Source organism: Georgenia yuyongxinii, assembly GCF_006352065.1.
Taxonomy (GTDB): domain Bacteria; phylum Actinomycetota; class Actinomycetes; order Actinomycetales; family Actinomycetaceae; genus Georgenia; species Georgenia yuyongxinii.
This window is the reverse complement of sequence record NZ_CP040915.1, coordinates 2,581,697-2,595,733: the sequence shown is the minus strand read 5'-3', so window position 1 is coordinate 2,595,733 and position 14,037 is coordinate 2,581,697. Positions and strand designations below refer to the sequence as shown.

The following is a 14,037-nucleotide window of genomic DNA, read 5'->3' as shown; positions in this document are numbered from 1 at the left end:
GTCGGGCCCGTCACTCCATGACGACGGCGTCCACTGCCGCCTGCCGCTGGCCGGACGGCCGGACGGCGCGCACGGCCAGGCACACGGACAGCGCCGCGATCCACACCATCCCGGCCACCGCACCGATGCCGGGAGTGATCCACGCCAGCGCGACGACGACGGCGACGAAGCCGGCCCAGCCGAGCGGGCGGGGCAGCCACCGGGTCCGTACGACGGCGAGGCTCGTCGCCATCACCAGCGCGGCCACGGGTGCCGCGTAGACGAAGGCGAAGTTGTAGGCCACCGCGAGCACCAGGTGCGCGACGGTGGCCCCGCTGCCCTCGGCGACCGTCGTCGCCGCGAGCGTGAGGGCGAGCTGGACGAGCACGCCGGCGGCGAACAGGCCGCCACCGAGCAGCGCGACCGTGGCATAGACCTGTCCGGGTGCCACGCGCCGCAGCTCACCGACCAGGTGGGCGAGGAACCAGGTGAAGAGGAACACGGCGAGCAGCTCCGCGTAGGCGCCCCAGTAGAACGTCGACGCCCAGTCGCGAAACACGCGCTCGATCTGCTCGTCGGGTGCGCCCAGCGACGTCTCGCACGCCAGGCACTGCAGGGACGGGACGGTGACGAGGACGGCCATCGAGACCAGTCCGGCGAGGGCGGCAAGTACCGCGAAAGAACGAGAGGGCACGGCGGCGAGAATAGGGCCGCCAGGACCACTCGGGAATCACCAGAAACCTGGGGGGTGAGCCTACCGCCGCCCCTCCGGCAGGCTCCTCCGCCGGGGCGGTGTCAGGCGCGGTCCACGAGAGCGTCCGTCGGCGCAGCGTCGACGGTGCTCGGCACGTAGCAGGCGCCGTCGACGCAGTAGCCCGCGTCCGCGTCGCCGACCGCCTGCAAGGCACCAAGGCCCACCAGGCCGGCCAGGCCGACCGGCGACCCGTCCGCCACCGGCTGTGGCGAGGTGGGCGCCTCGGTGCCGGGCGAGCGCGCGAGCGACGGCTCGCTCATCGGGCGGCCGCCTGCTCGACGGTGCTGTCCTCGCTCGCGCGGCGCAGGGCCTCGCCGAAGACCTCGGGGTTCTGGGCGCCGGAGACACCGTACTTCTCACCGATGATGTAGAACGGCACGCCCTGGATGCCGATCTGCTGAGCAGCGGCGATGTCGGCCTGCACGGCGGCGCGGTAGGTCCCGTCGGCCAGGGCCTTGCGTGCCTCTTCCACGTCCAGGCCGGCTTCTGCGGCCACGGCCAGGAGGTCGTCCTCGTGCCCGACGTGCCTGCCCTGCTCGAAGTACGCCGAGAACAACCGCTCCATCAGCTCGAGCTGCAGGCCCTTGGCCTTGGCGAGGTGGAGCAGCTCGTGGGCCTTGAGAGTCTTGGTGTGCTTGACGTTGTCGAAGTCGTAGTCCAGCCCCTCGCCGTCGGCGATCTGGGTCACCTGGGCGAGCATCTGGGTGACCTGATCCTTCGGCATCCGCTTGTGGCCGGCGAGGAAGTCCGCCTCGCTGCCCTCGAAGTCGACCGGGGTGTCCGGGGCGAGCTCGAAGGAGTGGTACTCGACGGTGACCTTCCCGTCGAAGGCCTCGGCCGCCTTCTCGAAGCGGCGCTTGCCGATGAAGCACCAGGGGCAGGCGATGTCGGACCAGACGTGCACGGAGATCGGTTGGCTCATGACCGGTACAACCTGCCCGTGCCAGCCAGCATTCCGCTCCGGTCCGGATTCATTCCGCGCTGGCCGTGGCCTTGCTCACCTGTGGTCGGCGTCGCGCTCGTGCGGTGTGATGGGGCATGGCCATCTGCACGCATCTGGAGACCATCGACGACACGGTCACCGCGGACGGCGCGCCCGGCTGCGAGGACTGCCTGGCCATCGGCGCCAGGTGGGTGCACCTGCGCGCCTGCCAGTTCTGCGGCCACATCGGGTGCTGCGACTCCTCGCCGAACAAGCACGCCCGCTGGCACAGCCACGGCGTGGGGCATCCGATCGTGCGCTCCTACGAGCCGGGGGAGGGGTGGTACTTCTGCTATCCCGACGAGCTCACCTTCGAGATCGACGACGCCCCGCCCGCGCCCTCGCACGCCTGAGTCGGCGTCTCGCGCCTGCCCCCATCGCGGGCCCCGGCGGGCGCTCACGACACAAAAGGCCCGCCCCGCATGCGCGGGGCGGGCCGTCACCGGCCACGGTCAGCGGCCGAGGATGTTCACGACTCCATCAGCGGTCGAAGAAGCTCAGGACCCACTCGAGGACCATGCGCTGGAAGCGTCCGAGCCGGTCGGCCGGGCGGACGTCGTCCGCACGGTCCGTGACCTCGGCGCGGTCGGGACGCTGCGGCTCGGCGTCGTCCTTCGCACCGGCGTCCTCGGTCGGCGCAGGTGCGGGCTCGGCGGTCGGGTCGTCGCCAGTGGGTGTCTCGACGGGCGCCGGCTCCGGCGTGGGCGCCGTGTCCTCGGCCGGGGCGGGTGCCGTGGGAGCCTCGACGGGAGCAGGCTCCTCGCTCGGGGCGGGTGCCGGCTCGGGCGCCGGTGCAGGCGCCGGGGCAGGTGCCGGGGCCTCCGCCGGGGCGGGCGCCGGTGCGGCGGTCCCATCACCCGACAGTGCGCCGGAGTAACGGCCGAAGTTCTGCGTGGCGTAGACCTCGCCGGCCGAGTTCTGCGCGATCCCGACACCGGTGTGGGTCATGTCGGCATCGAGGAGGTTGCGGCGGTGGCCCGGGGAGTTGATCCACCCGTCGACGAAGATCGCGGCCATCTGCTCGACGTCGTACCCGGCGAGGTACGCGACGTTCTCCGACCACGCCGACGCGCCGGCCGGCATCTGCTGGCCGTAGCTGGGGTTGTGGGACATCCGGCCCTGCCCGGCCTGGGTCTGGCTCCACGCCCGCGCGACGCCGTCGATCGAGGCGTTGCGGGTCAACGGGCCGGCGCCCTGGGCGGCGCGGTAGGCGTTGATCTTCTCGAAGACCTCGGTCTCGAGCTGGGTGGTCCAGGTCGCCTGCGCCGTCGCGGCAGGGGCGACGCCGGCCGGGGCGGCGGCCGCGGCAGGCGCCAGGCCGGCGATGCCGACCGGCACGGAGAGGGTCGCCGCGGCGATGGCGGCCAGGGCGGAACGACGCTGACGCTGAGTCAGAACAGGCACGAGGGAATCCTCCGAAAGACTGGCGGTGAAGTGCCCGGCCAAGATAACAAACCGATAACGTCCGCTGGTCCGGGCGTCCACACGGCCGCGGCACAGGACGGTCGTGAGAGAAACGCCACCCCTCGACACGAACTTCGCCGTTTGGGTTCCCATCCGGCTCGGGAAAGCGGACGATGGGGGTATGAGCTCCGGTAGTCGCCCCCACCTTGCCAACAGTCCGTTCAACAAGGCACGAGAGGCAGCTGCCGCCGGCGGCGCGCCGATCCCCGTCGGGGAGCAGGTCTCCCACGACCGGTACGGCCTCGGCAAGGTCATCGCCTCCGACGGTCACAACTCCGTGATCATTGACTTCGGCAGCGGGAACCGTCGCCGGGTCGCGCTCGACAGCCCGCGACTCGAGCGACTGTGAGCAGACGCGGTCGCTGAGTGCGACCGTGGGCGGGGCCGGCACCCGCGCCGCCGCTCCGGGTGAAGGCCGGGTGAAATCGCCCCTCAGACCGCGCGAACGACCGCAGCGTCCGAGACCGCCGTGCCACGATCGACAGGTGGACGCAGACATCTCCGACCTGCTTGCCGCGCTGCGCGCCGACGGTGCCGTGCTGAACGCGACGGCGTCCGGCAGGTACGAGATCACCACCTTCCAGGGCCGCGCCCTGGACGCGCCGACGGTGCTGCTGGTGACCGAGGAACACCTGCACGCGCTGCTCGACGCCATGCGCCCGGACGCGGTCGAGGCCTTGGGGCCGCCCGGCCGTGGAGAGGACCGGGCGCACCAGCTTCTCCTCGTCCACCTCGAGGAAGCGATGGTCGCGACCGAGCTGCCACCGGAGGTGATCCGGGTCCTGCCGCGCGGGATAGTCGTGACGGAGCGCTCCACGCTGTGACTCTCGGACGACGGCCCCGGGGTGCGGGTGTCAACCGGGCCTCATACCGTGGTCAGATGCCTGCCACGCCGGCCCCCACCGCGCCGCCGGGCGCGTTCGAGCCGCGCCGCATCATCGTCACAGCGGCCGCAGTGACACGGACACGGCCCGTGGAACGAGGGACGGCGCCATGACGTCCTGGACCGAGCACGCCATCTTCTGGCATGTCTACCCCCTCGGCTTCCTCGGCGCCGAGCCGGTCCTCGAGCCCGGCCGGGAGACCACCCACCGGCTGCGGAGCCTGGTGGACTGGCTCGACCACGCCGTCGAGCTGGGCACCTCCGGCCTGCTGCTCGGGCCCATCTTCGCTGCCCGCAGCCACGGCTACGACACCCTCGACCACTTGACGATCGACCCGCGCCTGGGCGACCGCGCGGACTTCGACCTCCTCGTCGAGGAGGCCCACGCCCGCGGCCTTCGCATCGTCCTGGACGGCGTGTTCAACCACGTCGGCCGCGACCACCCCGCGTTCCGGCGCGCCGTCGACGCCGGGCCCGGCGCCCCCGAGGGCGACCTGTTCCACCTGACGTGGAATCAGCCGGGAGAGCCACCCGGCTACCGCACCTTCGAGGGCCACGAGGGCCTCGTGGCCCTGAACCACGACGACGACCGCGTGATCGCCCTGGTCACCGACGTGATGCGGCACTGGCTCGCCGCCGGCGCCGACGGGTGGCGCCTGGACGCCGCGTACGCCGTGCCGGCGCAGTTCTGGGCGAGAGTGCTGCCGGCCGTGCGTGCCGACTTCCCCGAGGCGTACGTGGTCGGGGAGGTGATCCACGGCGACTACGCCGGCTTCGTGACGGCGTCGGGCGTGGACGCCGTCACCCAGTACGAGCTCTGGAAAGCGATCTGGAGCTCGCTGAACGACCGCAACCTCTACGAGCTCGACCACGCCCTCGGCCGGCACGGCGCCATGCTCGACACCTTCGTGCCACAGACGTTCGTGGGCAACCACGACGTCACCCGGCTCGCCACCCGGCTGACCGACCCCAGGCACCTCCCGCACGCTTTAGTGGTGCTGCTCACCGTCGCCGGCACCCCGAGCGTCTACTACGGCGACGAGGTGGGCCTGACCGGCCTGAAGGAGGAGCGCCTGGGCGGCGACGACGCCATCCGCCCGGCGTTCCCCGACACCCCGGCCGACCTGCCGCCCGCGGGCCTGCCCGTCCTGGACGTGCACCGCGAGCTCATCGCCCTGCGCCGGCGCTACCCCTGGCTGCACCGGGCCCGTACCCGCACCCTCGAACTGGCCAACGAGCTCCTCGCCTACGCGTCCACCGGGCCCGCCGGCTCGGCGGGCACCGGTGCGGCCGGGCGCCTCGTCGTCGTCCTCAACCTGGCCGACGGCGCAGCCGAGGTGACCGCGCAGGTCACCCAGGTGGTGGCCGGCAGCGCCGAGGTGCACGACGGGCGCGTGCGGGTGCCCGGGCACGGTTGGGCGGTGCTCGAGTGATCCGCCACGCAGGCCTCGGGTGACCCGCCACGCAGGCCTCGGGTGACCCGCCACGCAGGCCTCGGGTGACCCGCTACGCGGTGTCGCACCAGGGTGCGTGCGCGGCGCGCCGGGGCGCGGAGGCGTCGGCGCGGTAGGAATGTGCCCATGATCAACGGGCAGGTCTCCTTCTGGTACGAGGCCGACGGGCTGCCGGCGCAGCGGCCGGCGCTTGACGGCGACGCCGAGGTGGACGTCGTGATCGTCGGCGCGGGCTTCACCGGGCTGTGGACCGCGTACTACCTCAAGCGCGCCGAGCCGGCACTGAACGTCGCCGTCCTCGAGCGCCGGTTCGCCGGGTACGGGGCGTCGGGACGCAACGGCGGGTGGCTGACCAACACCATGACCGGCGGCCGGGACGGCTACGTGCGCACCCACGGCCGCGACGTCGTCGGCCGGTTCCAGACCCTGCTCAACGAGACCGTCGACGAGGTCATCGCCGTGTGCGCCGGCGAGGGCATCGACGCCGACATCGTCAAGGGCGGGGAGCTCAACGTCGCCCGTACCCCTGCCCAGCTGCAGCGCCTGCGTGCCTGGGCCGCGGACGAGGCCCGCTGGCCAGAGGCCGGCACCACGGTGCTCGATGCGGCCGAGTGCGCCGCCCGGGTAGGCGTCGCCGCCGCGCGCGCTGGCCTGTTCCACCCGCACTGCGCCCGCATCCAGCCCGCCGCCCTGGTGCGCGGACTGGCCGCGGCGGTCGAACGGCTCGGGGTGCCGATCTACGAGGGCACCACGGTCACCGACATCACCCCGCGCAGTGCGGTCACCGACCGGGGCACCCTTACCGCACGGTTCGTGCTGCGAGCCACTGAGGGCTTCACCGCCGACCTGCCCCGCCAGCACCGCGACTGGCTGCCGATGAACTCCTCGATGATCGTCACCGAGCCGCTCCCGGCACCCGTGTGGGAGCAGCTCGGCTGGGAAGGACGGGAGACGCTGGCCGACATGGCGCACGCCTACGTCTACGCCCAGCGCACCGCCGACGACCGCATCGCGCTCGGTGGCCGAGGCGTGCCCTACCGCTACGGGTCCCGGATCGACGTCGACGGCGTCACCGCCCCCGGCACGGTGGACGCGCTGACCGGCATGCTCCACGAGATGTTCCCCGCCACCCGCGGGGCCGCCGTCGCGCACGCCTGGTCCGGGGTGCTCGCGGTGCCGCGGGACTGGAAGGCCACCGTCTCCCTGGACCGGCGCACCGGCCTAGGTTTCGCCGGCGGCTACGTCGGCACGGGCGTCGCCGCGACCAACCTCGCCGGGCGCACCCTGTGCGACCTGGTGCTGGAGCGGGGCACCGAGCTGACCGCCATGCCGTGGGTCAACCGGGACGTGCGTCGGTGGGAGCCCGAGCCGCTGCGGTGGCTGGGCGTGCACGGCATGTACGCCGCCTACCGGTTCGCCGACCGGCAGGAGACCCGCCGCGGCGGCGCGACGTCACCTGTGGCGCGCCTGGCCGACGTGGTCTCGGGGCGGTAGCGCCCGGCGGTAGCGTCGCCGTCGCGGGCTACTGCTCCGTCACGGCCGCCCGGTACATCTGGCGTGCCTGCTCGAACCCGATCACCCAGCCGGTCTGTCGGATGCTGCGGTACAACGGCGTGGTGAGCATGCCGCCGTCGGCGTCGTAGACCTCGGGGAAGCCGCCGTGCTCGAGCATCGCGGCCTCGTACTGCTCCAGGTGGTAGCGGGCCTCGTCCAGGTAGCTGGCGTCGCTCCAAGGTGTCGCGCGGTGGAGCAGCAGGAGCGTCTTGACGTACTCCATGCCCCAGAAGCTCCAGATCGCGTCCCCGCCGTAGGAGGCGACCGCCAGGCGGACCACCAGGAACTGCCGGTGCGCACGGGTGTCGCCCTGGTACTTGATGGCGAACGGCCGGGCGACGCCGGTGGCGCGGATGTGCGCGACCGAGCGGGCGTAGTACTCGCGCTCGCGGGCGTCGGCCGGGTCGAGGAAGCCGGTGGCCAGCACGATGAGCCAGTCGGAGGAGTAGTACCGGCGGGCGACGCCCTCGGGGGAGAGGTCCTCGAGGAAGTATCCCTCCTCGGGCAGCCAGAACCGGTCCAGGATGGAGGCCTTCAGCACGGCCAGGAACTCCGGGTCGTCCGCGACAAGACCGAGCCGCATGGCCAGCTGTGTGGTCTTCCAGAACACGACGTTGTCGTAGAACGCCGACCGGCGCCGGGTGATGTCCTTCGCGCCGGAGAGGTGGATGGTGGGTGTGACGATCAGGGCGTCCTCGTCCAGCACCCGGTTCCGGTAGTCGCGGTAGTGGTGACGCAGGCTGTCGCCGTAGCGGTCCAGCAGGACGGCGGCGGCCTCGGTGGTGTGCAGCTCGTGGACCTCCGCGCCGTACGAGGCCGCGCGGGCCGGCTCGAGCCCGCGCAGCGCCGCGAGGGCGTAGAGCATCCCGTAGAGCGTGTCCGAGGGGTAGGCGTAGAAGTTCACGCACGTGGCCGCGTGCCGGCCGGCCGAGACGATAGTCGTGGTCAGCTCGGCCTGCTTCGCGAACGCCCCGAGGGCGTAGCCGAGCGTCTGCAGGTAGGTGGTCTCGCGGTCCTGCCAGTCCTGGGCGCTTCCGGGGATCGACCGGTCGAGCATCGGGTAGTAGAAGACGCCGAGGTTGCGCACGAACAGCGCGGAGAAGTGGTCGCCCGAGATGAGCAGCAGCTTGTCCGGGTCGAACCGCAGCGCGTGGATGTCGGCGATGATGCCGTCCACCGTGCGGGCCGCCGAGCGTGGACTGTGCAGGTAGCGCGACGTCAGGATGTACAGGCCGCACGTGTACATGGCCAGCAGGCGCCAGAAGAGGGACTGGCGGAGCACGAGCCGGTCGTTGCGGTCCACCGCCTCCAGGACGCCGTCGGCCAGCCGCGCCTCGAAGGTGGGCCGCACGATGGTGAACCGCGTGAACGGGTTCGTGAGGTAGGAGAAGACCAGCGAGAGGACGACGCCGCCGCCCGAGAGCATGGCGAGGACCGGTCTGAGGATGCGGGACATGGGAAGCCTCCGGGCGCGCGTCCGGCCGGCCGGCGTGGGGCGGCAGGTCCGGGCGAGCGTACCGCCGTCGCTGGTGGCGGCGGTGCTGGCGGCGGTTGCCCCCGGCACGGGTGCGGTCTGGCGACGGATGAGCGCGAGAACTCGTGTGCAGGCTCGAGAGGTCGCGTGCTGGGGGTGCGAGGGCTCGTCGGGTGGGTGCGAGACGTCGTCGGGCGCGTGAAGTCGTGCCACGGGCTGGTAGTACAAAACTCAGGCTATGCCCGAGTTTTGTACTACCAGCCTGACCGCACGACGGCGGAGGGTCGGGTCACCGGTAGCGCGCGGCGCGTCCAGGACAACCATCCACGGGGAGTACACGGCATCGGCGAGCGGCATGCAGGCGGTCCACCCAAACGACCGCGGCCGTCGCGCGACGGCGACGCCGCCTATCAGCAGCACCAGGCCGAGCACCATCAGCACGCGGGTCTTGCGGATCATGCCCGCACCGGAGCGGGAAGACGCTCCGCACCCAGGCGGCAGGTGCCGATCGTGATCGGGGCCCCCGACGTCCACGGCCATGACGGGCCGTCCGTGGGGGCCGGACGGCGACCCTCTCACCGGGCGAGCCGGTTCCGCGCACGCGAGGGGCTCGTGCCACACTTGGGGCCTGACCGCCGGGCGCTCGACGAAAGGAACCCGATGAAGATCGCACTCGCGCAGTTCGCCGCCGAGGCCGAGAGTGGCGCCGAGGCCGCCGCCGTCAACCCCTGGGTGCTGGGCCTCGTGGCGTTCTCCGTCTTCGTGCTGCTCCTGCTGCTCACCTACTCGTTCCGGAACACCTACCACCGGCACGCGGCGAACAAGCCCGCCCGCTGACTTACGCGGGGTACGGAGCCAATGGCGTGGGGAAGACAGCACAGGCGGCGGATCGGTGTCATGGGTGGCACCTTCGACCCGGTGCACCACGGCCACCTCGTGGCCGCGAGCGAGGTGCGTGACGCCTTCAAGCTCGACGAGGTCATCTTCGTCCCTGCCAGTGCGCAGCCGTTCAAGCAGGATCGCGACGTCACCCACGCCGAGCACCGTTACCTCATGACGGTGGTGGCGACGGCGTCGAACCCGAACTTCACCGTGTCTCGGGTGGACATCGACCGCCCCGGCATGACGTACACGATCGACACCTTGCGCGACCTGCGCGCGCAGCTGCCCGACGCAGACCTGTTCTTCATCACCGGTGCCGACGTCCTCCCGCAGATCCTCACGTGGAAGGACGCTGACGAGCTGTGGTCGCTGGCCCACTTCATCGGTGTCACGCGGCCCGGACACGAGCTCGATCCCGAGGGCCTGCCCGCCACCGGTGTCTCGCTCATGGAGGTGCCCGCCATGGCGATCTCCTCCACCGACTGCCGGTCCCGGGTGAAGCAGGGCAAGCCCGTCTGGTACCTCGTGCCCGACGGGGTGGTGCAGTACATCGCCAAGTACGGCCTGTACACGGCGGGTGGGAAGGCCACTGTGGTGGGCCAGCACACCTCAGCCAAGGACGCCGCCGCCACCCGCGCACCGGCGCCCCTCGCGGGAGCAGCGCAGTGAGCGAGAACTACGAGAGCACCGAGACCGGTGGTCTGGGGGAGCGACGCCGCCGACGTGAGGCCGCCCGGGCCGCCGAGCGCGCCGCCGAGCTTGCCGGCGAGCCGCTGACCCGGAAGGAGCTCCGCCGACGCCAGCTCGAGGAAGAGGCGCGCCGCGAGGCCATCGCCACCGGGGAGCTGCAGCTGCGAGACGAGCGTGGCAACGCGATGACGGTGGAGCAGAGCGCCACCCGCGCAGCCACGGCTGCCGGCACCGGTGACGGCGCGCAGCCTCCGCTGCGCCGCCGCGAGCGACGTCCGGCCCCCGTCGCCGAGATGGCGCCGGGTGACACCACCACGCCGGTCGCAGAGGTGGCGCCGGGTGACACCGCCGCGCCGGTCGCCGAGGTGGCGCCGGGTGACACCGCCGCGCCGGTCGCCGAGGTGGCGCCGGGTGACACCGCCGCGCCGGTCAAGAAGTCCCCGCCCCCCGTGCCGGCCAACGATTCGCGCCCTGCGGCGCTGACTCGTCCGGACGTCTCTTCCGGCGCGACGGCGGAGCCCACCCGGGTCACCCGGCGCCCCGTGGTGCGCGCCCCGCACGCGGCGAAGGGCATGCGCAGCCTCGACGCCACCGGCACGCTCACCGGCATCCAGCCGGTGCCGGCGGCCGCACCGCCTTCCTCGCTGCCGGCACCGGACGCGCCCACCGACCCCACCGAGTGGGAGTCGGCCGTGCACCTGCCGGTCATCAGCGAAGAGCGGCCCGTCACCGACTCCGACGAGCGCACCTTCACCGTCCCCGACGAGCCCGCCTTCGCCGTGCCCGCCGAGCCCGAGCTCGAGCAGACCGTTGCCATGTCCCCGATCCGGGACGCCACGGCACCGCACCGGATGGCTCCGGCGACCCCCGCCCTGCCCAGAGGGGCGCTCGCCCAGCCGACGGCCGACGTCGAGCACTGGGCCGGCGCCGACAGCTCTGACGCCGTCCTCGAGGACGACGAGTACGACGACGAGCCGCCGCGGCCGCAGTGGACCACGCTCGCCGAGTACAGCGCTGCGACCGGTGCCTCACCCGACGTCGCCGCCGGCACGTCCCCGGACGAGGCCGGAGAGGCGGTCGGTCGCCGCAGCCAGCGCGATGCGGAGCGACGTCCCCTGCGAGCCCGGGTCACCGAGACGGCCCGCGCGGTCGGCGGTGCGTCGGCGCACTCCCCGGACGGCGCCTACGAGGACGGTGCCTACGACGAGGACGACGACTACGAGGAGGAGCCGGAGAACCCCGCCACCTCGGTCATCAAGATCGTCATCCTGGTCTTCGCGGCCATCGTCATCGGCCTGCTCATCGGCCTGCTCGCCTTCGGCGGCGGGGCGGAGGACGGCGCCGCCGGCCTGGTGCCGACCCTCCTGGCCTACTTGGGGACGCCAGGTGGCACGGCGTCGTTCGCGTAGGATCGCCGCGACCGTTCCCGCACCCCACGAGGAGTCCCGTGCCCGCTGACGACCGTTCCCGCCATCTCGCCGTCGTCGCGGCGCGCGCCGCAGCCGACAAGAAGGCCCAGGAGATCATCGCCCTGGACGTCAGCGAGCGGCTGGTGCTCACCGACGTCTTCCTCGTGACCTCGGGCGCCAACGACCGCCAGGTCAAGGCCATCGTCGACGCCGTCGAGGAGGCCCTGCACAAAGAGGGCGCCAAGGCCGTCCGCAAGGAAGGGCTCAGCGAGGCGCACTGGGTGCTGCTGGACTTCGGCGAGATCGTCGTGCACGTCCAGCAGGAGGAGGATCGCGAGTTCTACGCGCTGGAGCGGCTCTGGAAGGACTGCCCCGTGGTCGACCTGCCCGCCGACCTGTACGCCCCCGCCGAGGGGGCGGAACCCGCGGGCGCATGACCGCGGGCACCATCATCCTCTGGCGGCACGGACAGACCGAGTTCAACGCCACCAAGCGGCTCCAGGGCCAGTCGGACGTCCCGCTGAACGCCGTCGGCCGCCGGCAGGCCGCCCGTGCGGCCGAGGTGCTCGCCACCCTCGAGCCCGCCCGGATCGTCACCTCAGACCTGCTCCGGGCCAGCGAGACCGCCGACGTGCTCGCCGCCCTGACTGGCGTGGAGGCCGCGCCCGACTCGCGGCTGCGCGAGCGGAGCTTCGGGATCTGGGAGGGGCTGACCGGCGCGGAGATCCAGGCAGGCTGGCCCGAGGAGTACGCCGCGTGGCGGGCCGGCCGGGAACCGGTCGGCGTGGGGACCGAGAGCCGCTCCGCATGCGGGCAGCGGGTGGCCGAGGCCGTCGAGGAGGCGGCCGGGGAGCTCGAGCGCGACGACGTGCTCGTTGTCGTCGCTCACGGCGCCGCCATCACCTGCGGACAGACCGTCCTCCTGGGCCTGGACCCCTCGGGGTGGCTGGGCCTGACCGGTCTGGAGAACTGCCGGTGGAGCTCGCTGCACCCGAACGGCGGGCGGGCGCCCTCGTGGCGGCTCGCCGGTTACAACATCGGCGCGGAGGGATAACCCCGCACGACCGCCAGGCGCGGCGGACCAGCACCGCACAAGAGCCTCGCGCTGCGCACCGAACCCGCGGCCAGATCGTCATCGCGGCCTGCCGGGGCCGATCGCCGTCAGCGGGCGTCCTGCGGCACCAGGGGCTCGACGTCGATCGGCTGGTCGACGACGCCCTGGTGCTCCATCTGCTCCGCGAGGTAGGTCAGGGACTCCATCTCCACGGGCCCCTTCCACACGGGCAGTACCATCTCGGCCGCCACCGCAGGGTCGACGTCCTGCACCTCGGAGAGCGCCTGGCGGAACGCATCGGGATCGTCGGCGATCGCCTTCGCGGTGTCGGCGACGGCTGCCCGGAAGCTCTCGATGACGTCCGCGTTCTCGTCCGCGTACTGGCCGGTCGCCACGAACGAGCCCACCTGCAGGCCCTCCTTGGCCTCGGCGTAGGGATATAGCACCGGCAGGTTGCCCTGCTGCTTGCCGATGGCGAGGAAGGGCTCGATGACCCAAGCCGCGTCGACGTTCCCGCCGGCGAGCGCACCGAGCATGTCCGGGAACCCGATCTCGACGAAGTTGATCCCGCTGGTGTCGACCCCGCGCTCCTCCAGCGCGGCGGTGATCGTGATGTCGCCGATGTTCTCCAGCGTGTTGACCGCGATGGTCTTGCCGGCCAGCCCGGCGGCGTCGGTGATCTCGCCGTCCGGCCGGACGAGCACGGCCGAGAAGTCGTTCTCGGGATCGGTGGTGGCGAAGGTCCCGGACGCGACGATCTGCAGCGGCAGGCCCTCGGCGCCGGCGAGCAGCGCGCTGACGGTGTTGGAGCCGGCGAGGTCGAACTCGCCGCTGACCAGGGCGGGGATGGCCGCGGCACCGCCGGCCGACGTGTCGATCTCCAGGTCGAGCCCGCGGTCCTCGAACGCGCCGATCTGCTTGCCGTACGCGAGGAATCCCGAGGGGATGCCCGCTGTCTCACCGATCCGCACCGTGGCAGTCGCCCCGGCCTCGGTGGCGGTGCCGGAGCCCTGCTCGCCCTCCGGCGTGCCACCCGAGCCGCAGGCCGCCAACGTCGTCATCGCGGCGACCGTCGCTCCGGTCACCATCACACTGCGCCTCATGAACGTCCCTCCTGACGGCGGACCGGCCTGTGGTCCGCGGACTCTCCGTGCCGGGTTCGGGGCCACGCCCGAGCGGGCTCGGTGCCCGGACGGGACCTTCGTCCCTTGCCCGGATGTGGTCACCGTAGGGCCGCCAGGTCGCGGCGGAGATGGCAGAGACGCAGGATTCCTTCATGGCGAACGGTGCCCGTTCTCGACCCGCTCCGGAGCGGCGGCGTGCGCGCAGACGCGCTCGCGGCCGACGCCCGTCCTGGATTGATGGAAGTGGCTGTATCGAGCGGAGGTGGGTGTTCCGCCCTGACGAACAGGTGGTCGTGCAGCGACGGGCGTGAAGCGCCGGTCACCTAGCGTGGTC

The 14,037-nt window shown here is 72.4% G+C and carries 17 protein-coding genes; 10 read left to right on the top strand and 7 right to left on the bottom strand.

What is annotated here, in order from left to right; all coding sequences use genetic code 11:
- Nucleotides 1-10 precede the first annotated feature (10 nt).
- From FE374_RS11880 to FE374_RS11870, 3 genes are all read right to left on the bottom strand, one after another.
- Nucleotides 11-673, bottom strand: a complete 663-nt coding sequence (locus FE374_RS11880) for a hypothetical protein (RefSeq protein WP_139929337.1) — start codon at nucleotides 671-673, stop codon at nucleotides 11-13.
- A gap of 101 nt (nucleotides 674-774) precedes the next feature.
- Nucleotides 775-993, bottom strand: a complete 219-nt coding sequence (locus FE374_RS11875; protein WP_139929335.1) for a hypothetical protein — start codon at nucleotides 991-993, stop codon at nucleotides 775-777.
- The gene (locus FE374_RS11870; RefSeq protein WP_139929333.1) at nucleotides 990-1,655 is read right to left on the bottom strand and encodes a DsbA family oxidoreductase; all 666 of its coding nucleotides are present in this window, start codon (nucleotides 1,653-1,655) and stop codon (nucleotides 990-992) included. The genes FE374_RS11875 and FE374_RS11870 overlap by 4 nt, the downstream gene beginning before the upstream one ends.
- Before the next feature lie 116 nt (nucleotides 1,656-1,771).
- On the opposite strand from FE374_RS11870, the gene FE374_RS11865 reads away from it, so the two are divergent.
- Entirely contained in the window at nucleotides 1,772-2,068 is a 297-nt protein-coding gene (locus FE374_RS11865; protein ID WP_139929331.1) for a UBP-type zinc finger domain-containing protein, read from the top strand.
- Nucleotides 2,069-2,195: 127 nt separating this feature from the next.
- On the opposite strand, the gene FE374_RS11860 is transcribed toward FE374_RS11865, so the two are convergent.
- Nucleotides 2,196-3,119 (bottom strand): CAP domain-containing protein, encoded by a 924-nt coding sequence (locus tag FE374_RS11860; protein WP_139929329.1) that lies wholly within the window; start codon nucleotides 3,117-3,119, stop codon nucleotides 2,196-2,198.
- Between the two features lie 181 nt (nucleotides 3,120-3,300).
- On the opposite strand from FE374_RS11860, the gene FE374_RS11855 reads away from it, so the two are divergent.
- From FE374_RS11855 to FE374_RS11840, 4 genes are all read left to right on the top strand, one after another.
- Nucleotides 3,301-3,528 carry a hypothetical protein gene (locus FE374_RS11855; protein WP_139929327.1) on the top strand — a complete coding sequence of 76 codons (228 nt, stop codon included), beginning with the start codon at nucleotides 3,301-3,303 and terminating at the stop codon, nucleotides 3,526-3,528.
- Between the two features lie 136 nt (nucleotides 3,529-3,664).
- On the top strand, nucleotides 3,665-4,003 hold the full coding sequence (locus tag FE374_RS11850; RefSeq protein WP_139929325.1) for a hypothetical protein: 339 nt from the start codon (nucleotides 3,665-3,667) through the stop codon (nucleotides 4,001-4,003).
- Nucleotides 4,004-4,172: 169 nt separating this feature from the next.
- Nucleotides 4,173-5,495, top strand: a complete 1,323-nt coding sequence (locus FE374_RS11845; protein WP_139929323.1) for an alpha-amylase family protein — start codon at nucleotides 4,173-4,175, stop codon at nucleotides 5,493-5,495.
- A gap of 147 nt (nucleotides 5,496-5,642) precedes the next feature.
- Nucleotides 5,643-7,010, top strand: a complete 1,368-nt coding sequence (locus FE374_RS11840) for an NAD(P)/FAD-dependent oxidoreductase (protein ID WP_139929321.1) — start codon at nucleotides 5,643-5,645, stop codon at nucleotides 7,008-7,010.
- A gap of 28 nt (nucleotides 7,011-7,038) precedes the next feature.
- Here FE374_RS11840 and FE374_RS11835 read toward each other — a convergent pair whose 3' ends face one another.
- Nucleotides 7,039-8,526: a hypothetical protein gene (locus FE374_RS11835; protein ID WP_139929319.1), complete on the bottom strand. Its 1,488-nt coding sequence runs from the start codon at nucleotides 8,524-8,526 to the stop codon at nucleotides 7,039-7,041.
- 249 nt (nucleotides 8,527-8,775) lie between these two features.
- The gene (locus FE374_RS11830) at nucleotides 8,776-9,003 is read right to left on the bottom strand and encodes a hypothetical protein (protein WP_139929317.1); all 228 of its coding nucleotides are present in this window, start codon (nucleotides 9,001-9,003) and stop codon (nucleotides 8,776-8,778) included.
- Between the two features lie 201 nt (nucleotides 9,004-9,204).
- Here FE374_RS11830 and FE374_RS19195 point away from each other — a divergent pair, with 201 nt between their 5' ends.
- The 5 genes from FE374_RS19195 to FE374_RS11810 are packed head-to-tail and all read left to right on the top strand — an operon-like array spanning nucleotide 9,205 to nucleotide 12,579.
- On the top strand, nucleotides 9,205-9,381 hold the full coding sequence (locus tag FE374_RS19195; protein WP_168205674.1) for a hypothetical protein: 177 nt from the start codon (nucleotides 9,205-9,207) through the stop codon (nucleotides 9,379-9,381).
- Nucleotides 9,382-9,402: 21 nt separating this feature from the next.
- Nucleotides 9,403-10,095: a nicotinate-nucleotide adenylyltransferase gene (nadD, locus tag FE374_RS11825; RefSeq protein WP_139929315.1), complete on the top strand. Its 693-nt coding sequence runs from the start codon at nucleotides 9,403-9,405 to the stop codon at nucleotides 10,093-10,095.
- On the top strand, nucleotides 10,092-11,525 hold the full coding sequence (locus FE374_RS11820; RefSeq protein ID WP_139929313.1) for a hypothetical protein: 1,434 nt from the start codon (nucleotides 10,092-10,094) through the stop codon (nucleotides 11,523-11,525). Before nadD ends, FE374_RS11820 begins: the two co-directional genes overlap by 4 nt.
- A gap of 38 nt (nucleotides 11,526-11,563) precedes the next feature.
- Nucleotides 11,564-11,962 (top strand): ribosome silencing factor, encoded by a 399-nt coding sequence (gene rsfS / locus FE374_RS11815; protein ID WP_139929311.1) that lies wholly within the window; start codon nucleotides 11,564-11,566, stop codon nucleotides 11,960-11,962.
- Complete coding sequence (locus tag FE374_RS11810; protein ID WP_139929309.1) at nucleotides 11,959-12,579, top strand: histidine phosphatase family protein; 621 nt, start codon at nucleotides 11,959-11,961, stop codon at nucleotides 12,577-12,579. Before rsfS ends, FE374_RS11810 begins: the two co-directional genes overlap by 4 nt.
- Before the next feature lie 107 nt (nucleotides 12,580-12,686).
- Here the strand turns inward: FE374_RS11810 and FE374_RS11805 are convergent, their stop codons facing one another.
- The gene (locus FE374_RS11805) at nucleotides 12,687-13,682 is read right to left on the bottom strand and encodes an ABC transporter substrate-binding protein (RefSeq protein WP_139929307.1); all 996 of its coding nucleotides are present in this window, start codon (nucleotides 13,680-13,682) and stop codon (nucleotides 12,687-12,689) included.
- Nucleotides 13,683-14,037 lie beyond the last annotated feature (355 nt).

Excerpts from the sequence above, each read along its gene's own strand:
- FE374_RS11855 (WP_139929327.1), top strand. The coding sequence starts at position 3,301 with ATGAGCTCCGGTAGTCGCCCCCACCTTGCCAACAGTCCGTTCAACAAG.
- nadD (WP_139929315.1), top strand. The coding sequence starts at position 9,403 with ATGGCGTGGGGAAGACAGCACAGGCGGCGGATCGGTGTCATGGGTGGC.
- FE374_RS19195 (WP_168205674.1), top strand. The coding sequence starts at position 9,205 with ATGAAGATCGCACTCGCGCAGTTCGCCGCCGAGGCCGAGAGTGGCGCC.
- FE374_RS11865 (WP_139929331.1), top strand. The coding sequence starts at position 1,772 with ATGGCCATCTGCACGCATCTGGAGACCATCGACGACACGGTCACCGCG.
- FE374_RS11805 (WP_139929307.1), bottom strand. The coding sequence starts at position 13,682 with ATGAGGCGCAGTGTGATGGTGACCGGAGCGACGGTCGCCGCGATGACG.
- FE374_RS11875 (WP_139929335.1), bottom strand. The coding sequence starts at position 993 with ATGAGCGAGCCGTCGCTCGCGCGCTCGCCCGGCACCGAGGCGCCCACC.
- FE374_RS11810 (WP_139929309.1), top strand. The coding sequence starts at position 11,959 with ATGACCGCGGGCACCATCATCCTCTGGCGGCACGGACAGACCGAGTTC.
- FE374_RS11835 (WP_139929319.1), bottom strand. The coding sequence starts at position 8,526 with ATGTCCCGCATCCTCAGACCGGTCCTCGCCATGCTCTCGGGCGGCGGC.
- FE374_RS11840 (WP_139929321.1), top strand. The coding sequence starts at position 5,643 with ATGATCAACGGGCAGGTCTCCTTCTGGTACGAGGCCGACGGGCTGCCG.
- FE374_RS11845 (WP_139929323.1), top strand. The coding sequence starts at position 4,173 with ATGACGTCCTGGACCGAGCACGCCATCTTCTGGCATGTCTACCCCCTC.
- FE374_RS11830 (WP_139929317.1), bottom strand. The coding sequence starts at position 9,003 with ATGATCCGCAAGACCCGCGTGCTGATGGTGCTCGGCCTGGTGCTGCTG.
- FE374_RS11870 (WP_139929333.1), bottom strand. The coding sequence starts at position 1,655 with ATGAGCCAACCGATCTCCGTGCACGTCTGGTCCGACATCGCCTGCCCC.